Annotated in this window: 15 protein-coding genes; 6 read left to right on the plus strand and 9 right to left on the minus strand. The window is 52.8% G+C overall.

Annotated elements, in window-relative coordinates:
* Positions 1–37: 37 nt before the first annotated feature.
* Positions 38–1,852: an ABC-F family ATP-binding cassette domain-containing protein gene (locus DTHIO_RS03965; protein WP_008869064.1), complete on the minus strand. Its 1,815-nt coding sequence runs from the start codon at positions 1,850–1,852 to the stop codon at positions 38–40.
* Between the two features lie 108 nt (positions 1,853–1,960).
* Here DTHIO_RS03965 and DTHIO_RS03970 point away from each other — a divergent pair, with 108 nt between their 5' ends.
* Both DTHIO_RS03970 and DTHIO_RS03975 read left to right on the plus strand, forming a co-directional pair.
* Positions 1,961–2,299, plus strand: coding sequence for a tRNA-binding protein (locus tag DTHIO_RS03970; RefSeq protein ID WP_008869065.1), 339 nt, complete (start codon positions 1,961–1,963; stop codon positions 2,297–2,299).
* A 37-nt stretch (positions 2,300–2,336) separates the two neighbouring features.
* Entirely contained in the window at positions 2,337–3,872 is a 1,536-nt protein-coding gene (locus tag DTHIO_RS03975; protein WP_008869066.1) for a glycogen synthase, read from the plus strand.
* A gap of 128 nt (positions 3,873–4,000) precedes the next feature.
* On the opposite strand, the gene DTHIO_RS03980 is transcribed toward DTHIO_RS03975, so the two are convergent.
* The 7 genes from DTHIO_RS03980 to DTHIO_RS04010 form a co-directional block, all read right to left on the minus strand.
* Positions 4,001–5,638: a 4Fe-4S binding protein gene (locus DTHIO_RS03980; protein ID WP_008869067.1), complete on the minus strand. Its 1,638-nt coding sequence runs from the start codon at positions 5,636–5,638 to the stop codon at positions 4,001–4,003.
* Entirely contained in the window at positions 5,638–6,609 is a 972-nt protein-coding gene (locus DTHIO_RS03985) for a DUF362 domain-containing protein (protein WP_008869068.1), read from the minus strand. The genes DTHIO_RS03980 and DTHIO_RS03985 overlap by 1 nt, the downstream gene beginning before the upstream one ends.
* Before the next feature lie 207 nt (positions 6,610–6,816).
* On the minus strand, positions 6,817–7,341 hold the full coding sequence (locus DTHIO_RS03990) for a zinc-binding metallopeptidase (protein WP_008869069.1): 525 nt from the start codon (positions 7,339–7,341) through the stop codon (positions 6,817–6,819).
* A gap of 689 nt (positions 7,342–8,030) precedes the next feature.
* Positions 8,031–9,215 carry an NAD(P)-dependent oxidoreductase gene (locus DTHIO_RS03995; protein WP_008869070.1) on the minus strand — a complete coding sequence of 395 codons (1,185 nt, stop codon included), beginning with the start codon at positions 9,213–9,215 and terminating at the stop codon, positions 8,031–8,033.
* A 45-nt stretch (positions 9,216–9,260) separates the two neighbouring features.
* Positions 9,261–10,391, minus strand: coding sequence for a pyridoxal-phosphate-dependent aminotransferase family protein (locus DTHIO_RS04000; RefSeq protein WP_008869071.1), 1,131 nt, complete (start codon positions 10,389–10,391; stop codon positions 9,261–9,263).
* Positions 10,392–10,875: 484 nt separating this feature from the next.
* Entirely contained in the window at positions 10,876–13,440 is a 2,565-nt protein-coding gene (locus DTHIO_RS19510) for a hybrid sensor histidine kinase/response regulator (protein WP_008869072.1), read from the minus strand.
* Positions 13,437–14,579: an ABC transporter substrate-binding protein gene (locus DTHIO_RS04010; protein WP_008869073.1), complete on the minus strand. Its 1,143-nt coding sequence runs from the start codon at positions 14,577–14,579 to the stop codon at positions 13,437–13,439. The genes DTHIO_RS19510 and DTHIO_RS04010 overlap by 4 nt, the downstream gene beginning before the upstream one ends.
* A gap of 321 nt (positions 14,580–14,900) precedes the next feature.
* On the opposite strand from DTHIO_RS04010, the gene DTHIO_RS04015 reads away from it, so the two are divergent.
* From DTHIO_RS04015 to hisF, 4 genes are all read left to right on the plus strand, one after another.
* A complete protein-coding gene (locus DTHIO_RS04015) occupies positions 14,901–15,104 on the plus strand; it encodes a hypothetical protein (RefSeq protein ID WP_008869074.1) in 204 nt (67 codons plus the stop codon).
* A gap of 38 nt (positions 15,105–15,142) precedes the next feature.
* The gene (locus DTHIO_RS04020; RefSeq protein WP_008869075.1) at positions 15,143–15,892 is read left to right on the plus strand and encodes an ATP-grasp domain-containing protein; all 750 of its coding nucleotides are present in this window, start codon (positions 15,143–15,145) and stop codon (positions 15,890–15,892) included.
* Between the two features lie 89 nt (positions 15,893–15,981).
* Entirely contained in the window at positions 15,982–16,611 is a 630-nt protein-coding gene (hisH, locus tag DTHIO_RS04025; RefSeq protein ID WP_008869076.1) for an imidazole glycerol phosphate synthase subunit HisH, read from the plus strand.
* Positions 16,612–16,661: 50 nt separating this feature from the next.
* The gene (gene hisF / locus DTHIO_RS04030) at positions 16,662–17,441 is read left to right on the plus strand and encodes an imidazole glycerol phosphate synthase subunit HisF (RefSeq protein WP_008869077.1); all 780 of its coding nucleotides are present in this window, start codon (positions 16,662–16,664) and stop codon (positions 17,439–17,441) included.
* 19 nt (positions 17,442–17,460) lie between these two features.
* On the opposite strand, the gene moaC is transcribed toward hisF, so the two are convergent.
* On the minus strand, positions 17,461–17,937 hold the full coding sequence (moaC, locus tag DTHIO_RS04035) for a cyclic pyranopterin monophosphate synthase MoaC (RefSeq protein ID WP_008869078.1): 477 nt from the start codon (positions 17,935–17,937) through the stop codon (positions 17,461–17,463).
* Positions 17,938–17,944: the final 7 nt, after the last annotated feature.

The raw sequence follows: 17,944 nt of genomic DNA on the forward strand, positions 1-17,944 counted from the left end.
CGCGTCTTCAATTAACCATGTTCAGGTTTTCAGCATATCACCTGCTGCACTTTGCAGCCATTTCCTCAAGTTCCTCCCAGCGTGCGTAAAGCCGCATCAGGGCGGCTTCAGCCTGTTCCAGTTCACTGCAAAGCCTTTCCAGTTCCTTGGCGTCACTCATGACTTCCGGACGGTTCATCTTTTCCTTGAGGCCGGCCACTTCGTTTTCAGCCCTTTCAATATCGCCTTCAATGCTTTCATATTCCCGCTGGTCCTTGAATGACATCTTGTTCTGCTGCCTTGGTCTGGGCTTTGCTTTTTTCCCGGACTGAACTTTTTGTTCAGGCTTGTCCGTCTGGGCAGCTTCCCGTATATACTGGACATAATCGGCCACAAAAGTGGCCCTGCCCTGACCGTCCAGGTAAAGAAGCCTGTCGCAGAGATTGTCCAGAAACATCCGGTCATGGGAAATAAGCACTATGGCCCCGGGAAATTCTTCCAGACTCTGCTCCAGAATTTCCAGGGTGGGGATGTCGATGTCGTTGGTGGGCTCATCCAGGAGCAGGACATCGGCAGGCTTGAGCATGAGCCTGGCAATAAGCAGCCTGGACTGTTCACCTCCCGACAGCCTGGACACCGGCAGGGGGAGCTGGTCCGGGTCAAAGCGCATGCGCCTGGCCCAGGACACCACGTGCAAAGCCCTGCCCTGGTAAACCACCTGGTCGCCGCTGGGGCACAGGGACTCCTGCAGGCTCTGTTCCTGGTTCAACTGCTCCCTGTTCTGGTCAAAATGTACCACCTTAAGTCCCTCAGCCCATTGTACCGTACCGGAGTGCGGCTCCATCTCCCCTGACAGGATCTCCAGCAGACTGCTTTTGCCGGTACCGTTTCGGCCCACTATGCCCAGGCGGTTTCCCGGAGAAAGAGTCAGGTCAAGGCCTTCCAGTAGTGTGCGGCCCTGGCGCTTGCAGGAAACATTTCTGCAGCGAAGAAGTTTTCTGGTCTTGCGGCCGGTACCGGAAAATTCAATTTCAGCCGCCCTGTTTCCGGCATTTCTGGATCTCACCTGGCTTAGCTCTTCCTGCAGAGCCAAGGCGGTTTCTTTTCTGTGTTTGGCCTTTGTGGTCCTGGCCTTGGGCCCCTGGCGCAGCCACTCGATTTCCCTGCGGGTCTTGCTGGCCAGTCTCTGCTCCAGCTTTTCCCGGGACTGAGTAAATTCCTGGCGCTTCTCCAGGAAGGTGGAGTAGCTGCCTTCCACACGCAGACACCCTTCCGGATATATCCTGCTCAATTCCACTATCCGGTTGGTAACATTTTCCAGGAAAGCCCGGTCATGGCTCACCAGGACAAAGGCGAAATCCGGATTTTTAAGGACATTTTCCAGCCAGAGTATTCCTTCCAGGTCCAGGTGGTTGGTAGGTTCGTCCAGAAGCAGCAGGTCAGGCTCCTGCAAAAGCGCCCTGGCCATGGACAGCCTTTTAAGCCATCCCCCGGACAATGTACAGACCATGGTGTCCAGGTGAAAAAAGCCCATCTGCCCGGCTGTTTTTTTCAGGCTGACATAGCTTTCCGGATCATGGTCTACACTCTCCATGACCTGCATAAGGGCCTGCTCAACCGTCTGGTCCCGGTCAAAATTTTCAGTCTGGGGAAGGTAAACCAGCCTTGTATCCCGCCTGACTGTAAGTTCACCCGAGTCCGGGGTTTCCATTCCGGCCAGGATCTTGAGCAGGGTAGACTTGCCCGATCCGTTGGGTCCTATGAGGCCGGTACGTTCCTGGGGGAAAAAACCCAGGCTGAGCTCTGAAAAGAGTTCCCTGCCGGAATAGGCCTTCTTTATACCATGACAACTTATAAGTGGAGTTGAAGACATGTAACTACCCTTTTCAAATACTTAAACAAGCATGAAACAACTTGATTTTTTTATTAAAAACTTCCAGATTCAGCAGGTAACCATAAGCACCACAATTCAGGGGTATATATGAGCCAGATTGACTGGAATGACTTCCAGAAAGTAGACATCAGAGTCGGAACCATTACCGAAGTCCATGATTTTCCCAAAGCAAAAAAACCTGCTTTTAGACTGGTGGTGGATTTTGGTCAGGAAATCGGCACCCTCAAATCCAGCGCGCAGATCACTGACTTGTACGACAGGGACTCCCTGCCTGGCAAACAGGTAATAGCTGTGATCAACTTTCCCCCCAGGCAGATAGGCCCGGTCATGTCCCAGTGCCTGGTGACCGGATTTCATGACCAGAACGGAGCAGTGGTCCTGGCGGTGCCCGATGCCCATGTACCAGACGGAACCAGGCTCTGCTGAAAACAGTCTTGCGTAAACCACACATAACAGGTGAAGAATGAAAGTCCTTTATATCGCAGCAGAATGCAAGCCCTTGTCCAAAGTGGGCGGAGTGGGCGACGTGGCCGGAGAACTGCCCCCTGCCCTGAAAGAACAGGGAGTGGACTTAGAAATAGTCACTCCATGCTACGGGCAGACCCTGCAGAAAAACCCCGGGCTGAACTCTTTGACCCCGACCCATGAATACTCCCTGACATTTCACGGCGTAAGAGAGGACATAAGTATCCTGCACACTGAATTCCGTGGGGTTCCGGCAAACCTGCTAAAAAGCCCGGCCTATTTTGAGACTGATTACACCCTGGAACCGGACAAAGCTCCCTTCAACCATCCCCTGCTCTTCAAGAATGATTACTCCACACCTTATGTATACAGCCGGGAAATACCCTACTTTGACGACGCCCTGCGCTTTTCCTTTTTCTGCAGGGCCTGCCTGCCCCTGATCCAGGAAAAGGACCCGGATATTGTACACATAAACGACTGGGTCATGGGATACCTGCCGGGCTGGATGAAGATCATGAACATGCCTCAGAAGACGGTGCTGACAATCCACAATATTGGCTATCAGGGCAATATTCACCGCCAGGCCATTCAGGACTGGGACATGCAGGAGATTGACCGGCATCAGGACACGATGGGCCTCTTCACCGATCCCCGAAGGGAATGGAACAGTGTCAACGCCTTGAGACTGGCCATGGAGATGTCCCATGCTATCAACACCGTCAGTCCCACATATAAAAAAGAAATAACCATGCCCCAGGACCAGTCCAGGTTTTTCCAGGGCGGCAACGGCCTTGATGAAGTTGCCGCGCGCCTGGATAGTCAGGGCAGGCTCCACGGCATATTAAACGGGTTCGAATACTCTTTTTCCCCGGATGATGCCGGGTTTGAAAGCATGATCCGGGAAAAATCACGCATGAAGGCCGCTCTGGGAAATAATTTTCCTGACCCGGAAGGTCTGCTTCTGGGTTTTGTGGGCCGGGCCGTGGAGCAGAAGTTCAGGCTATTGAGGGAAGAAGTACAGGGCAAAAGCGTTTTGGAGCACATCCTGGATATGCCCGGAGTAAATGTGGCAGTGCTGGCCACTGGAGAGCCGGAATACGAAAGTTTCCTGCAAAGTCTCTCAGACAGACCCAACCTGTACGCTGTAATAGCTTTTGACGCCCAAAAAGCCGGACAGATCAGCCTGGGCAGCGATGTCTTCCTCATGCCCAGCCTGTTTGAGCCCTGCGGCATCACCCAGATGCAGTCCATGAGCCATGCCACCCCGCCCCTGGTGCGCTGGACCGGCGGCCTGGCGGACACTGTCAGGCCGCACAACGATCCCGCGGGTACAGGCTTTGGATTTGACGGCTCGTCACGCAGGGAAATCCTCACCAACCAGCTGGAAGCAGTAAACCAGGCCCGACAGGTGTACACACAAAACCCGCTGCATTTTCGCGCCCTGCAGTATACAGGATATTATGAAAGGTTTCTCTGGGCAAACTCCGCACTGGAATACATTGAAAAGCTCTACCAGCCGGTTATGAAGATGTGACTGCAAAAGGTCATTTTTGCAGTCACAGAGGTCAGAGATCAGACGTCAGAGATCTGTAAAAACAAAGAGTTATGTCGCGCGAAAACGCGTGATTGATTTCTCGACTTTTTGCAGGTGCATCATCATACTCATCCTGTAAACCCGGGAGGTAGATCATCTGGTTCCTCTGTGTCCGGCATGATCTCTTCGGGGGGTTCGCGTTCGCGGTCCGGATCCGGATCCAGGACCATGCCCTGGGCCCGGCCCTCCTCGATATACGAACCTTTGTTCATTCGCAGGGAATTCATGGGTTCCACCACTATGGCCGACTGGGCCTGCACCGGGCAGTGAAACTCGCAGGCCCCGCATCCGGAACATTTTTCCAGGACCACGAAGGGCACCGGGATATCTATGCCCGGTACCCGGCGCAGTTCCAGGGCCGCATAAGGGCAGACCTCGAAACAGACCAGGCATTTCCTGTCCCAGGCCCAGGCCAGGCATTTGCCCCGCACCACCCTGGCCGTGCCCATCCTGGCCCAGACCCTCTCGTTTATAGGCAGGTCCCTGATGGCCCCTGTAGGACACACCCGGCCACAGACATTGCATGTGGGATCACACGGTCCCCGCCTAGGCAGGGCTTTGGGGCTGAAAAGTCCCAGCACCCCGGCCTCAAACCAGACGGGCTGCAGGGTATTGGTGGGGCAGGCCTTCATGCACTGCCCGCACCGGATGCACCGGCCCAGAAAATCCTCCTCTTCCAGGGCCCCGGGAGGGCGGATCAGAAACTGCGGAGTAACATTGCCCGGGACGGTATCGCTGCGCACCTCTCTTATGCCTGTCTGTAAAAGAAGGGCCGATCCCACACCCCCCAGGACCGAAGCCATTACCTTACGCCTCTGGGGCAGAAAACCGGAATCAGCCGCTTCTTTACTCCTGCCCGTTTGAAAGGACACAGCCTTTTCCGGGCAGACCCGCACGCACTCCAGGCAGACAATACATTCCTGGTGGCTGGTTCTGTGCGGGTCTTCCTCGATGGCCTGCATGGGACATCTTCTCTGACAGAGACCGCACTCGGTACAGGAGGTAGAGACTTTCCTGCGCAAAAGAGGCTTTCTGGAAAAAATGGCCAGAAGCGCCCCTGCCGGACAAAGACTGCGGCACCAGAAGCGCGGGGCCAGGACCACCAGGGAAAAAACCAGGATGAAAAAGGCCAGGATAAATATCTGGGTGGCAAAACGGTAGCTCTGGGGCTCGAAGTAGGCCAGGCTCTGCAGCCCCAGACCGGAGTAGACCATGTACAGGTTGTCCAGGCCCAGGTCGAGAACATGCACAGCAAAGGGGTAAATCACCAGCCCGTAAAAGCGGGTGACAAGGGACAGGGGTGAAGCAATAAATACAGAGGACACTCCCACAATGGCTGTACCCAGGATGAAAAACAGCACCAGGTACTTGACCCGGCGAAGGGTCAGGAGTGACTGGACTGACAGGTTTCTGCCGGAATCTCTTGGCCTGAAAATCCGGTCGCTTATATCCAGGGTGACACCCATGGGACAGATACAGGAGCAGAAAAAACGCCCCAGAAACAAAGTAGCCAGGATGATCAGAAGCCCGGGCAGCAGTGCTCCTGCCCACTCCCTGGCCCCCAGCACAGTGCCTGCAAAGACAAGCGGGTCCAGACGCAGGAAAAAATCAGTGGGGAACCAGGTCCTGAGAGGAAAGGCCGCCAGCAGAAGCAGGGTGATAAAAGCAAAAAGACTTAGAGCCTGCAGGGTCCTCTTGAAATTCATCAGGCATCAACCGTCTGGATCTCCAGGTTGTCCAGGTCCATCCTGCCCAGACCCCGCTCATGGGCCATTTTTATATGCTCCACCTGGTCCGGCCGGATCTTTCGTCCATACCAGGGAAACAACTCCACTGTCTTGGCGTCTGCAGCCACCATATCCCTTGAGGCCAGCACAAGCTCACCCTCAATGACGTCTCCCGGCCCCTGCGGACCGTGGCTGGACAACACCCTGGTCGCGTCCACTACGGTGAGATCCGCCTTGAGCAGGGTGCACAGGTCCACAATGGCCTGGTTCAGATTGTAACGGCTGTGCATCACACCCCGGTTGCGGATGAGTCCCATCATGCCCTTCATGGAAACACTGACCCCGGTGGCTGAATGTGACTTGGCCACGGGAGCGGCAATCAAAACATCCGCATCCAGAACATCGCGCATGACCTCGGTGCTTCGAAAACTTTCACCTTCAGAAATGGACACCTCCTGGAAGAATCGGCGGGCATCCAGGGTCTCTACCCGGGTATTGGGGATATCTGCACAGGCATCCCGGATGCCTGAAAGCTCCATGCATCTCTGGGCCGACTGCAGGGTGTTGTCCAGGACCATGACCCTGGATGCCCCTGCCTCCACACACATCTCAGCCAGGGTCCTGACCACCCGGGGATGTGTATTGGTGGCCCGGTCCGGGGTATGGGCAAAGCTCATATTCGGCTTTATCACCACCTTGTCCCCGGAACTGACAAATGAAGACATGCCGCCCATGAGATCCACACATGCTCTGGCAGCCTCTGCCGGGCCGCCCCTGGCTACGCCGATATCCGGGCTGTTTCCTGCACTGGAAACAGACGCCTGACCCAGAACTCCAAGGCCGGAAAAAGCCACTGCAGCCGCCAGACCCGCCTGACTTTTCAAAAAATCCCTGCGTGACAAGGAATTCTCCGGCATCAACCTCTTCAACACCCTGTATTTTTTATTCATAGCTCCTCCGGCAATCTGAAAAAATGCGGTTCAAGATGAAAAACCGATAAAAAATGTTCAGATTGTTTTATAATCATAGAGCTACATCTAAGCAAGAACTATTATCAATCAAAGAAGTTAAAGTCCAGCTGGTGAGGCACACTGTCTTCAGATACATGGACTATTGCGGCCTGGCTAAAGGGAAAAAGAACCGTTTCCGGATGAAAACTAAATGTATCGTCTTGTTGCGATCACGCTTCTGAAAACTTTTCTGCGCATGAAGTCAGCTTTTCCGGGGGCATGGTAAAGAAGGTGGGTCCTGAAGCACAGGCAGGAATATGTTTCCGCGAAATCCTCCCGGGCATCCTTGCGCGCTCTTTTTGAGACAAAGCCTTTTTCAGCCCTGCGCAGGGCGAACCATTCATCCCGCAGACCCTGGTCCAGGACCCGGAAAAACACATGGTGCCCTATCTCATGGTACAGGGTATGAAAAAAACCATCCCTTGTCTTGAAGGGATAAATAACCACCACCGAGTCCGAACTGTCCCAGTCATGCAGGTATGTGCCCCTGGCCCGCAGGGACTCGGGATTGTTGTTGATATAGGCCATTTCCAGGGCCAGGCTGCGCTCGGGATCGTATCGGATTATCTTTATTTTGGCGTAGTGCTCCCGGGGCAGGCGCTCTACAGCTGCCCTTATCTCATGGGGCGAAACCAGGCTTTGCCGGGAAAAATTGACTATTGCCACACGCATTGCTGTTCATCCGGAAATTTTGTACTCGACTTTTTATCCATGATAAATTTATGCAAATAGCGTGCGCAAAGCAGGACAATGATACTCCACAGGAACCGAAACTTAAAAAGCCCGGCCTCAAATTAGATTTGCGGCCGGGCTTGAACACTGGCAACCATTCAAAATGCTGTACCCCTGTTCTTGCTCTCTGATATTGGGTAAATTGATAAGAGTGACTTACTCCTAACACTACAGCGAAACTTATAAAATTTTTCAATTTGTCTAAACTGGGGACAGGCACTTTTGCCGGTAGCAAATTTGCAAATGCTTCGAAAATTCGGCGGCAAAAGAGCCAGTCCCCGGAGGTCAATAAATAAGTTTCGCTGTAGTGCTAAAACCCTGTCATAAAAAACAAGAAACTTAGACAGGATTAACAGGATTGGCAGGATAAGCAATCAGCGGCCGGAAGCCGCAGATTGCATTAGCCATCCAGCACTCACTTTCTTCCGGCACTCATGAATGCAGGAAAAAAGTGAGTGCTGGAGTGATTACCTTTTGGCCTGGCTTCCGCCTGTCCCGTTTAATTGCTCGCAGAGCAAGCCCGAAGGGCATTAAACTGGGAGCCAGGACAAAAATGTTTTTCTCTTAATCAATCTCTTAATCCTGTCAAAAAAGCTCTTTTCTTTATTGGGTTGCGGGCATGGCCCGCGTTAGTAAACCACCCTTCTGACCCCGTCAATTTCCAGGAGTTTCTCCTGCATCTCGGAAGTAGGTTTTTCCTGGATGGTATATATGGTCTGGGCCAGCCCGTCCAGGCGTCTGGAATTATTTTCCTGAATGTTCACCCCCAGATCGCCGAAGGCTGTGCCGAACTTGCCGAACATACCCGGCTTGTCCTCATGGGTAATGAAAATGGTATAAAGATCAATGCCTTCGTCGATTACAGTCTGGCCCACATTGACTGACTGCCTGAAGTCCCCATATTTTAAATACTTGGAGACCACATCGGCGATTTCCATCCCTGTCTTGCGGGCGGCATTGGCTGTGGAAGCCCCCAGGTGAGCGCTAAGGACAATATTGTCCAGTTCGGCCAGCTTGCTGGTAAAAGGCTCGCCTTCGCGCTTGGGTTCCTTTTCGTAGCAGTCCAGGGCCGCTCCGGCGATCCTGCCGTTTTTAAGGGCATAATAAAGGGCGTCTTCCTCCACATTCACCCCTCTGGAAGCATTTATCAGGAAGGCGCTGGATTTCATACGTTCAAGCTCTGGCTCTCTTATCAGGGTGTGCGCCCCTCCGGTGTTGATGCTTACAAAGTCGGCATGATCCAGCACCTCTTCCATGGAATCCATATAGTCCACTTCCGAATCCATCCAGCGCTGCATGTCGAAGCCGATGACCTTCATGTCCAGGTCCTTGGCCTTGTTGGCCACGGCCTGCCCTATACGCCCACATCCGATGAGGCCCAGGGTCTTGCCCTGCAGTTCCACACCTTTAAAACGGGCCTTGTGCCAGATGCCCGATTTCAGTGTATGGTGGGCAAAGGGCACTTTGCGGGCAATGGCGAACATGAGCCCGATTACATGCTCCGCTGTGGCATTGATGTTGCCGTGTGGGGCGAATTTGACCACAACACCGCATTCCTTGGCGGCCTGCAGATCGATGTTGTCCGTGCCTACTCCTCCGCGGCCGATTATCTTCAGCTTGCCCCGCTTAGTGGTGGCTGCCTCGATGAGCTCCCTGTTTACCTTGGTGGCGCTGCGCACCAGAAGGGCGTCGAAATCAGGAAGGTCTCCAAGCAGATCTTCATAATCACGCTTTTCCGTGTCCACGCTGAAACCTTCCCGGCGCAGAAAGTTGACAGCTTCATCCACCAGGCCGTCATTTGCCAGAATTCTCATAAACTTTGACCTCCTTTGCCAGACCCTGTGAAGGGCACCTGTTTTTTAAGCCTGCAGTATGCCTTTCAGTGTCTGCAAGTATTCCTCCAGCATATCCATATTCATATCGCCCATATGCCCGATACGGAAAACCGCTCTTTTTCCGGCCTGCTCCAGGGCGTCATTGAGTTTGCCGTAACCCGGGTCAAAAAGGTATCCTTTCTCCCGGAGGGTTTCCTTGATTTCCTTCAGCCTGGCCGCTGTCATACTTTCAGGCACGCGTACGCAGGTCACTGTTGGAGAACGGTAGCCTTCTGGAGCAAAAAGTTCGAAGCCTTCAAGTCCAGAGACAAATTCATGCACTGCATCACGCATCTGTAAATGTCTTTTGAAGCGGCTTTCCACACCCTCCTCATTTACAATATACTCCATCTGCAGATACATCTGATTGGCCAGGGTGCAGTTGGGAGTGGTCAGAGTCTGAAATTTTCTGGCCCTGGGCAGTTGGGCCAGAATGTCGGAAACAAAGCCACGGTTGGAAACCTTTTCCGCCTTGGCCAAGGCTTCCGGACTCACAAAGGCGATCCCGAAACCGGCCGGAAGTCCCAGGCTCTTCTGGGTGGAAGTTATGTACATGGCACATCTGGTATCCTCGATATGGCTGGGGGAACCTCCGAATATGCTGATTCCATCCACCAGGGCCAGGGCCCCGGACCTGCGGATGACCTCGCAGGCAGCCTTGATATCATTGGTAACACCTGTGGATGTCTCGTTGTGGGTCAGGGAAACCACCGCCGGCCTGTGCTCATCCAGGGCTTGCTGCAGCCTGGCTGTATCTATGCATGAGCCGGGGTCAAACTTCAGCTGAACAGCATCCTTGCCGTTCACTGTGGCGATCTTGTGGTAAAGGTCTCCGAAGGCCCCTACGGACACATTGAGCACCTTTTCACCGTCAGCCACCAGGGACCTGATGGAGGCCTCCATGGCATTGGTGCCGCTGCCGTTGAAAATTATCACCTCGTAATCGTCCGGTGCACCGGCCAGAATCTTGAGGTTTTTCATTATGGGTTCAAAACGCTTGCGGTTTTCTGCGTCCCTGTGGCCGAATTCCGGCCAGAGCCCCGCCTGACGTACCTCCGGGCGGACATAGATAGGACCGGTTATAAAAAGCTGCAACTCGGGAAACGGACTTTGCATCAATCTCTCCTCCTGATAAAATTCAAATCCTGGTTTTAGCCCAAAAAAACCGCCCGATTCTCACGGAAACGGCTCAGCCCGGAAAGACGGGCATACAGACCGGGCGCGCTCTGGAAACATAGAAGCATCAAGGTTAATGCAACTTGAAAAGACTCTTCAGGTGGGTATTGCAGGCGAGCAATGGCGTGTTAAAAATCCAATGCTCCTTATAAAACCTCTTATTTGAAGAGAATTAGACTGGATGGATAAAAATGTCAAATTATATCTCAAGCTGTCTGACACTGAAACAGCAAGAATTATTACTGCTTGCTGCGAGTTACTCCCTGCTTGGTTTCTTGCGGAAAATTACATGGATCACTCTGTTTTTCCTGTGGCCAGCCACCATGAAGATTGACCTGTAAAAAAAACGGATGCCCGTTAATTCATCTTTTTTACTGTTTGATTTTTTGCACTCTGCCTAACAGGGGCAAGCAGCTCACACTGACTACTGCCCATCCTGGACAGGCCGGTCGATTGCTTCCCGCACTCTGGACAAAAGTTCCGGCACCCGGTAAGGCTTGGCCATAAAGCCTACGCGCCCGGACTTGAGGTACTGCCTGAGTCTTTCTTCAGGAGAATATCCGCTCACCACAAGTATGTTCACCTCTAAATCCAGTTTAAGAAGCCGCTGTATACACTCGTACCCACCCATGCCGGGCATATTAATGTCCATTATAATCAAGGCGATACTGTCTTGATTCTTTTGATACATTTCCAGGGCCTGCTCTCCGCTTTCTGCACAGCTTGCCCTGTACCCTGCTTCCTCCAGGGCCTCCCGGGTAAGTTCCCTTAGAACCGGCTCATCGTCCACCACCAGAATATGCTCATAGCTGTCTGCTTTTTTTTCTTCCCTGTCTGAAAAGCAGGCTTCCTCTTCTGGGGCTACAGGCAGATAAATCCTGAATTTTGCCCCCTGCCCCAGACTGCTCCTGCACTCTATATATCCCTGATGATTTTCCACTATCCCGAACACTGAGGCCAGGCCGAGCCCGGTTCCTTTGCCCGGCTCCTTAGTGGTAAAAAAGGGATCAAAGATTTTCTGCCTGATATCCTCGTCAATGCCCTCACCGGTATCACTGATGCTAAGCACTACATAACTGCCGGGTTCCACCCTGAAATGCTCCAGAAGCTGAGGCTCCTGGAAATGTGCCATGGAGGTCTCGATGGTTAACCTCCCTCCCTCGGGCATGGCATCCAGGGCGTTGTTGCACAGGTTCAGCAAAACCTGCTCCAGTTGCGCAGGATCTCCCTGAACAGGCTTAATACCGTCATCCAGTCTGAGTTCCAGGGCAATTTGGTCCGGAAAAGACTTTTTAAGCAACGAGGCCGTTTCGGCAGCCTCCCGGTTGAGATCAACCGGCCTGAACTGGCCTTCTATTTCCCGGCTGAAGGTCAGAAGCTGTCTCACTAACTTTGCAGCCCTCTCCCCGGCCTGCTGTATCTGCACTATCCTTTTTATATCCGGATCGTCCTGGGCCTTTTTTTCCAGCAGCATCCTGACGTGGCCGCTTATGACCTGCAGAATATTGTTGAAATCATGAGCTATTCCCCCGGCCAGAGTACCTACAGCCTGCATCTTGTGCGCCTGATGCAGACGTGCTTCCATATCCCTGCGTTCGGTTATATCCGTGGATATTACAATACGCACCATTCGACCGTCGCTCCAGGGTATGGCCATGGCCCTGCAGTCATAAGAACTTCCGGTTTCCTGGTCCTGATATTCCCACCTGGCCGGTTCAGGAGTCCCGGACTGATTTTTAAGCTCATCTTTTCTGCAAAAAGAACACGGACCCTGCTGAGCATTCTGAAACACTTCCCAGCACTTGCGGCCGATCACCTCTCCCCTTTTCTCCCGGATATAGCTGTTTATAAAAAGGATCTCGTCAGAATGCATATCCGCCACGTACACTGCAGCGTCCAGGCTGTCCAGGATGCCGGCCAGACGCTGTTCACTGCGTCGCAGGGTCTCCTCTCTGCGCACGACGGTTTCAGCCATATCCTGAAAGCTGCTGCTTAATGCCTGCAGTTCGTAAAATGAAGATACATAGTTCTGTACACCCATATCAAAAGCGCCCCGGGGCAGTTTTTCCACCTCCCCGGTAAAGCTGACCAGGGGGTCAATCACGTCCTGGCGCACTCTCCAGGTCACATTCCAGACAAGCAGGCCAAGAAACCCAAAAAGCAGGAACCCGGCAAACCCAATGGGCATAAGAACCGGCAGCAGCTGTCCCTTGACAGACCAGGCTGTAAAGACTGTCCACTCCGCTTCCGGAACCTTTTCCGCACTGAAAAGATAAAGCTCACCGTATTTTCTGCCCATTCCCAGGAAACCTGTCTGTCCCTGCAGAGCTCTGGCCACGGGCCTGAGATGCCCGAGATTATACTGCCCGGCCACCACGCTGGATTCAGGGTGGGCCAGAACATTACCATAGCCGTCCAGGACAAAGACCCGGTCATCTTTTTGCATCCGGGTTATCCTGGTTATAAACTCCTGCAGGGAGTCCAGGTCCAGCTCAGCAACCAGAATTTTACTGAAGTGGCCTGTATAAGACAGACTTACTGTAACAGTATATTCGTCCGGCTTCATGTAGGGAGTGGAAAAGTAAAACTCTCCTGAAGTCTCAAGTCTTTCTGTTGCCGGAATCATGCGGGAATAATCCTGGAAAGCCTCCATCTCGGGCAGAACCTGCCTGATGCGTCCGGATTCATCCAGAACCAGAAAACGCTTGAAAAGCCCGGCATGAGCCTTGTAGTGACTGGCAATGGCCTCAAATTCCGGGTAAAGTACCATCCTGGACAAAAATCTGATGGTCTGCATCTGGGACTTGATATGAGACTGCACGTAGGAGGAAATGCTGGCCGCCTGCAGGCGCTGCTCGCTCCTGATCTCCTGATAACGGAAATATCCCAGCAGAACTGCGATCCCAAGGATTATCAGCATGGAGATGAGCAGAAGACGCCAGCCCAGAAGGCGCTGCAGGATATTGGTCAGAGTGGGTGCCGGCTTCATTCGAAATCCTCTGCCTTGAAGCTGTACACCTCCTCAAATTCACCCTCTCTGACCTGGACTATGGTTACCGGGCTTGTTACATCTCCATATTCGTCTATGGTTATGGGCCAGTAAAGTCCTGGATAATCGCGGATTTCAGTGAGGGCCTGCTCCAGTCCCCTGTCTCCGGAAGACTCTTCCAGGGCCAGGGCCAGAATATGTGCGGCATCATAGGCCATAGCAGCTGCAAATGATGGCTCGCTGCCGAATCTTGATCTATAGTTCTTTGCAAACTCGTAATAATCAGTTCCCAGATTTTCCTGGGATGTTGTCGTGACAAAGGTCATATTTTCCACTGTCCTGCCGCCCGCCCGCAGAAGCTCCCTGGTCATTGCCCAGCCCGAACTGAAAATATCTGGACTTAAGCCAGTGTTATCAATGGCCTGTACGAGGTTGACCGCATCCCTTCCGGACACGGCCAGAAACAGGCCCTGCTCTGAACATAGCTGCAGGTCATCTGCAATCTGCAGCCAGTCCTGACTGCGGCTGGCATAAAGCTTTTTTCTATTTGTTACCTCGCCGCCGGCTGACTTGAATTCCTGCACAAAATGTTTTTCAAAAGAATCTGCATATATTTCGTTGTCCATATCCCTCAGGGTACACAAGGTATCTATTTCCTTTTCATGAAACACATACCGGGCCAGGGCGATTGCGTGCTGATCGGTGCTGGGCTGGATACGGAAAAAATTGTCCTTGATGCCGCTCAGCTTCGGAGTAGAGGTTGTGGGGCTTAAAAGCACAACATCTTCTTTTGCCGCCACCGGCAGAGCGCTTATAGTCTGTTGGCTGGTCATATGCCCTATGATGGCCTGAGCTCCGGAATCAATAAGTTCTGCTGTAGCCTGGGCAGCCTCGTCGCATAAGCCTTTGTCGTTGCGCACCAGAAGTTCCATCTTCCTGCCGTCAATTCCGCCCCGGGCGTTAATTTCTTCCACGGCCAGCCTGGCTCCGTTTCGCCCATTCACCCCAAGGTCGGAATAAGGCCCTGTTAGAGGACCTGCAAAACCAACTACCACCGGTGAACGGTTCAAGATTATTACAGCTGAGGCCAAACTAACCAGCAAAAAGGCAAGCGCCAGATACTTCAATATCCTGGGCATATTCTATTCCTTGTGATTTGTTGGTGAACAATATATATTTATCACGTAAGCATTCAGGGGGGCTTCAGTGGTAGTTTCTGGCACTCAAGCCTGGGGACTGTCCCCGCTATGTAATATCTGTGCAGGTTCACATAACTTCGCGTCTGTAATTTTTTTGTATTTGTACGGAAAAGGTGTCGCGGGGACTGTCCCCGGGCAGATTGCGGTACCACCTGAAAGTTTACTTTATCACCATATTCACCGGGATTCAAGAACTGTGGTGCACAAGCAGTCACTTTTATCCAAAGCAGCAAACAGCAAATATTCGACAAGGAGCAGACCATGAGCGGTTTTTCCGGGGAAAAACTCGTAAACAGCATCAAGACGGCTGTCCTGGACAGGCAGAAGAAGCTGCAGGAAAACATGCCTGAAATTGAAAGAAATCTTTATCATTATGCCGGGAAAATGGGTATCAAACCGGAAGATATCCAGAGAACCAGGGACAGGATAAAGGACAGAATCCACAAGGCCCGCAAAAAAGATTAGGGCTGTTTGCAACCCCCTGCCGTCATACGTGGAACACTATGATAATTTATTCCTCCAGAGAGCTAAGAGAAAATTTTCACCAGCTCGGCCCTGGTGATGCCTGTGTTGGACATTTGAGTTTTTCACCCGGTGAGGAGTACAAGGTCGTGGACCTGATGCACCGGGGGATAAATTTTTATCCTTCTTTACTGTCGGCTTTTCTCAGCCGTTCCAAAGTACTGCAGGCCGAAGTTCTGTCTCAGTTCATGCTGCCGGACACTTTCGTAGCTTATCGCAGCATTGACCTCTGCCGCAACCAGGCCGCATATACCCGGTACGGATCTGTAGTCAGCAAGAGAGACCGCAAGCACCTCGGCATGGGAGTCGGGCGCTGGTCATCCCTGGAAGAACTGCAGCGGTTAGACTCTCTGGGCGCTCTGCCCTTTCCCCTGGTTATCCAGCCTTTTCTGGAAGAAGCCAGGGATTTCAGAGTAGTCATCATCGATGACCATGCCGAGGCCTATGAACGTATAAATCCTTACAGCTACCGCAAAAACCTGGCTCAGTGCGGTACTGCAAGTCCGGTGCACATGGATTCAACACTGCTGGCATTTTGCACCAACGTCATGCAGCGCGGCGATTTTCCATATGCCCTGCTGGACATTCTGCAAAGCCCTGCAGGAGATCTTTATCTGGCGGAAATAAGCCTCATGGGAGGACTGTCAGGTTCCTCCATCGGACACGAAGGTTTCCTCCAGCGAAAAAAGCTTTTGCAGGAAAAATTCTGCCGCCGGTTTGAAGGGCAGTAATTCTTTCTTGCGCATCCAGGGTTTTAAGGTTTAAACACCTTTTTTTATTGTATGACGAACCCTAACCATATACCCCGTGTGAGAACTCCATGATTGCAATACTCAACTACAGGGCCGGCAACCTGACCAGTGTAAAAAGAGCTCTGGACCATGAGGGCATCCCCTGCCGTATTACCGACGATGCCCAGACTCTTGCCCAGTCCCAGGGAATAATCTTTCCTGGAGTGGGTGCAGCAGGATCAGCCATGAACAACCTGCGCGAAACCGGTCTGGACAACACCCTGAAAGATCTCATATCCATGGGAAAGCCCATGCTGGGCATCTGTCTGGGCTGCCAGATCATCCTGGATAAAAGCATGGAAAACAGCGCTACCACTCTGTCCATACTGGAAGGCAGCTGCCTGCGCTTTGATAATGAACTCATAGATGAACACGGCGACCCCATAAACATTCCCCATATGGGCTGGAACAGCGTTAACCTTGTCCAGGAGTGCGAACTTTTCCGGGATGTCCCGCAGGAAGCTGAGTTTTACTTCGTGCACAGTTACTACCCTACGCCCAGAAAGGACCTGGTAATAGGCCTTACCAACTACGGCCTTGATTTCTGTTCTGTTTTCGGGAGGCCGGGACTCTGGGCCATGCAGTTCCACCCGGAAAAAAGCGGCCGGCCCGGACTGAAAATCCTGAACAATTTTTACAGGTACTGCAGAACCACTTGAAAAAAAAGCTGTTCTCTAAAGCAGCTGACGCATACAATTTGAGGAAAACCATGCTTAGCAAAAGAATCATTCCCTGCCTGGACGTCCGCGACGGCAAGCTCACCAAGGGCATAAAATTCAAGGGCAATGTGGAGATCGGCGACCCGGTGGAAACGGCAAGACTTTATTATGAACAGGGTGCCGACGAGATAGTTTTTTATGACATAACCGCTTCTGCCGAAGCCAGGGGCATCATGCTGCAGGTGGTGGAAAAAGTGGCTGAAACCATTTTCATACCTTTTTCCGTGGGAGGCGGCATTTCCAGCCTGGAGGACATGCGGGCCGCCCTGCTGGCCGGAGCCGAAAAGGTCTCTGTAAATTCCGCTGCCATAAAAAATCCTGCAATCATCTCCGAGGGTGCAGAAGCCTTTGGTTCCCAGTGCATAGTGGTGGGCATGGATGTCCTGCGGGTGGAAAAAAGCACGGATTGCCCCTCCGGGTACGAAATGGTTATCCACGGGGGGCGCAAGCGCATGAACATAGATGCCCTGTGGTGGGCCAGAGAAGTGGAAAGACTAGGTGCGGGAGAGATATGCCTGAACTCCATAGACGCCGACGGCACCAAGGACGGCTACGAACTGGACCTGACCAGGCTCATAGCCCGGAACGTGCGCATTCCTGTAATCGCCTCAGGCGGAGCGGGCAACCCGGAGCATATGACCCGGGCAGTGACCGAAGGCAGGGCGTCTGCTGCGCTCATCGCCTCCATAGTACATTACGGGGAATATACCATCCCCGGTATAAAAGACTCAATGTATCAGGCAGGGGTAAAGGTCCGCAGGACCTGGTAAGCCCGGGGACAGGTGTTTATCAGGCCTGGTAGGTTCCGCTGCGGCCGCCGCTTTTGTGCACTAAGCGGCAGTCCTCGATGACTATGTCCCGCTGCACCGCCTTGCACATGTCGTATATGGTCATGCAGGCGGTCTGGGCGGCCACCAGGGCCTCCATTTCCACCCCGGTAGCAGCTGTGGTGCGGGCTTCCGCCTCCACCACTATCCGGTTTTCATCCTGCTGTACGTCAAAGCGCACATCTACATAACTGAGAAAAAGGGGATGGCAGAGGGGGATCAGTTCTCCGGTTTTCTTGGCTGCCATAATGCCGGCCAGCTTGGCCGTAACCAGCACGTCCCCCTTGGGCAGTGCCTGTTTCATTAGCATATGCATGGTTGAAGAGGCCAGTCTGACCACGCTTCTGACTACAGCCTTTCTGCCGGTCTCCTGCTTGGAGCCCACATCAACCATTCCTACATGGCCCTGTTTGTCCACGTGCGTAAGTTCATCACCCATAACCTGC

Source organism: Desulfonatronospira thiodismutans ASO3-1 (genome assembly GCF_000174435.1).
Taxonomy (GTDB): Bacteria; Desulfobacterota; Desulfovibrionia; order Desulfovibrionales; family Desulfonatronovibrionaceae; genus Desulfonatronospira; species Desulfonatronospira thiodismutans.

Coding starts and splice junctions, on each gene's coding strand:
- hisF (WP_008869077.1), top strand. CDS start 16,662: ATGCTTAGCAAAAGAATCATTCCCTGCCTGGACGTCCGCGACGGCAAG.
- DTHIO_RS19510 (WP_008869072.1), bottom strand. CDS start 13,440: ATGAAGCCGGCACCCACTCTGACCAATATCCTGCAGCGCCTTCTGGGC.
- DTHIO_RS04000 (WP_008869071.1), bottom strand. CDS start 10,391: ATGCAAAGTCCGTTTCCCGAGTTGCAGCTTTTTATAACCGGTCCTATC.
- DTHIO_RS03995 (WP_008869070.1), bottom strand. CDS start 9,215: ATGAGAATTCTGGCAAATGACGGCCTGGTGGATGAAGCTGTCAACTTT.
- DTHIO_RS04015 (WP_008869074.1), top strand. CDS start 14,901: ATGAGCGGTTTTTCCGGGGAAAAACTCGTAAACAGCATCAAGACGGCT.
- DTHIO_RS03965 (WP_008869064.1), bottom strand. CDS start 1,852: ATGTCTTCAACTCCACTTATAAGTTGTCATGGTATAAAGAAGGCCTAT.
- DTHIO_RS03980 (WP_008869067.1), bottom strand. CDS start 5,638: ATGAATTTCAAGAGGACCCTGCAGGCTCTAAGTCTTTTTGCTTTTATC.
- moaC (WP_008869078.1), bottom strand. CDS start 17,937: ATGGGTGATGAACTTACGCACGTGGACAAACAGGGCCATGTAGGAATG.
- DTHIO_RS03985 (WP_008869068.1), bottom strand. CDS start 6,609: ATGAATAAAAAATACAGGGTGTTGAAGAGGTTGATGCCGGAGAATTCC.
- DTHIO_RS04020 (WP_008869075.1), top strand. CDS start 15,143: ATGATAATTTATTCCTCCAGAGAGCTAAGAGAAAATTTTCACCAGCTC.
- DTHIO_RS04010 (WP_008869073.1), bottom strand. CDS start 14,579: ATGCCCAGGATATTGAAGTATCTGGCGCTTGCCTTTTTGCTGGTTAGT.
- DTHIO_RS03975 (WP_008869066.1), top strand. CDS start 2,337: ATGAAAGTCCTTTATATCGCAGCAGAATGCAAGCCCTTGTCCAAAGTG.
- hisH (WP_008869076.1), top strand. CDS start 15,982: ATGATTGCAATACTCAACTACAGGGCCGGCAACCTGACCAGTGTAAAA.
- DTHIO_RS03970 (WP_008869065.1), top strand. CDS start 1,961: ATGAGCCAGATTGACTGGAATGACTTCCAGAAAGTAGACATCAGAGTC.
- DTHIO_RS03990 (WP_008869069.1), bottom strand. CDS start 7,341: ATGCGTGTGGCAATAGTCAATTTTTCCCGGCAAAGCCTGGTTTCGCCC.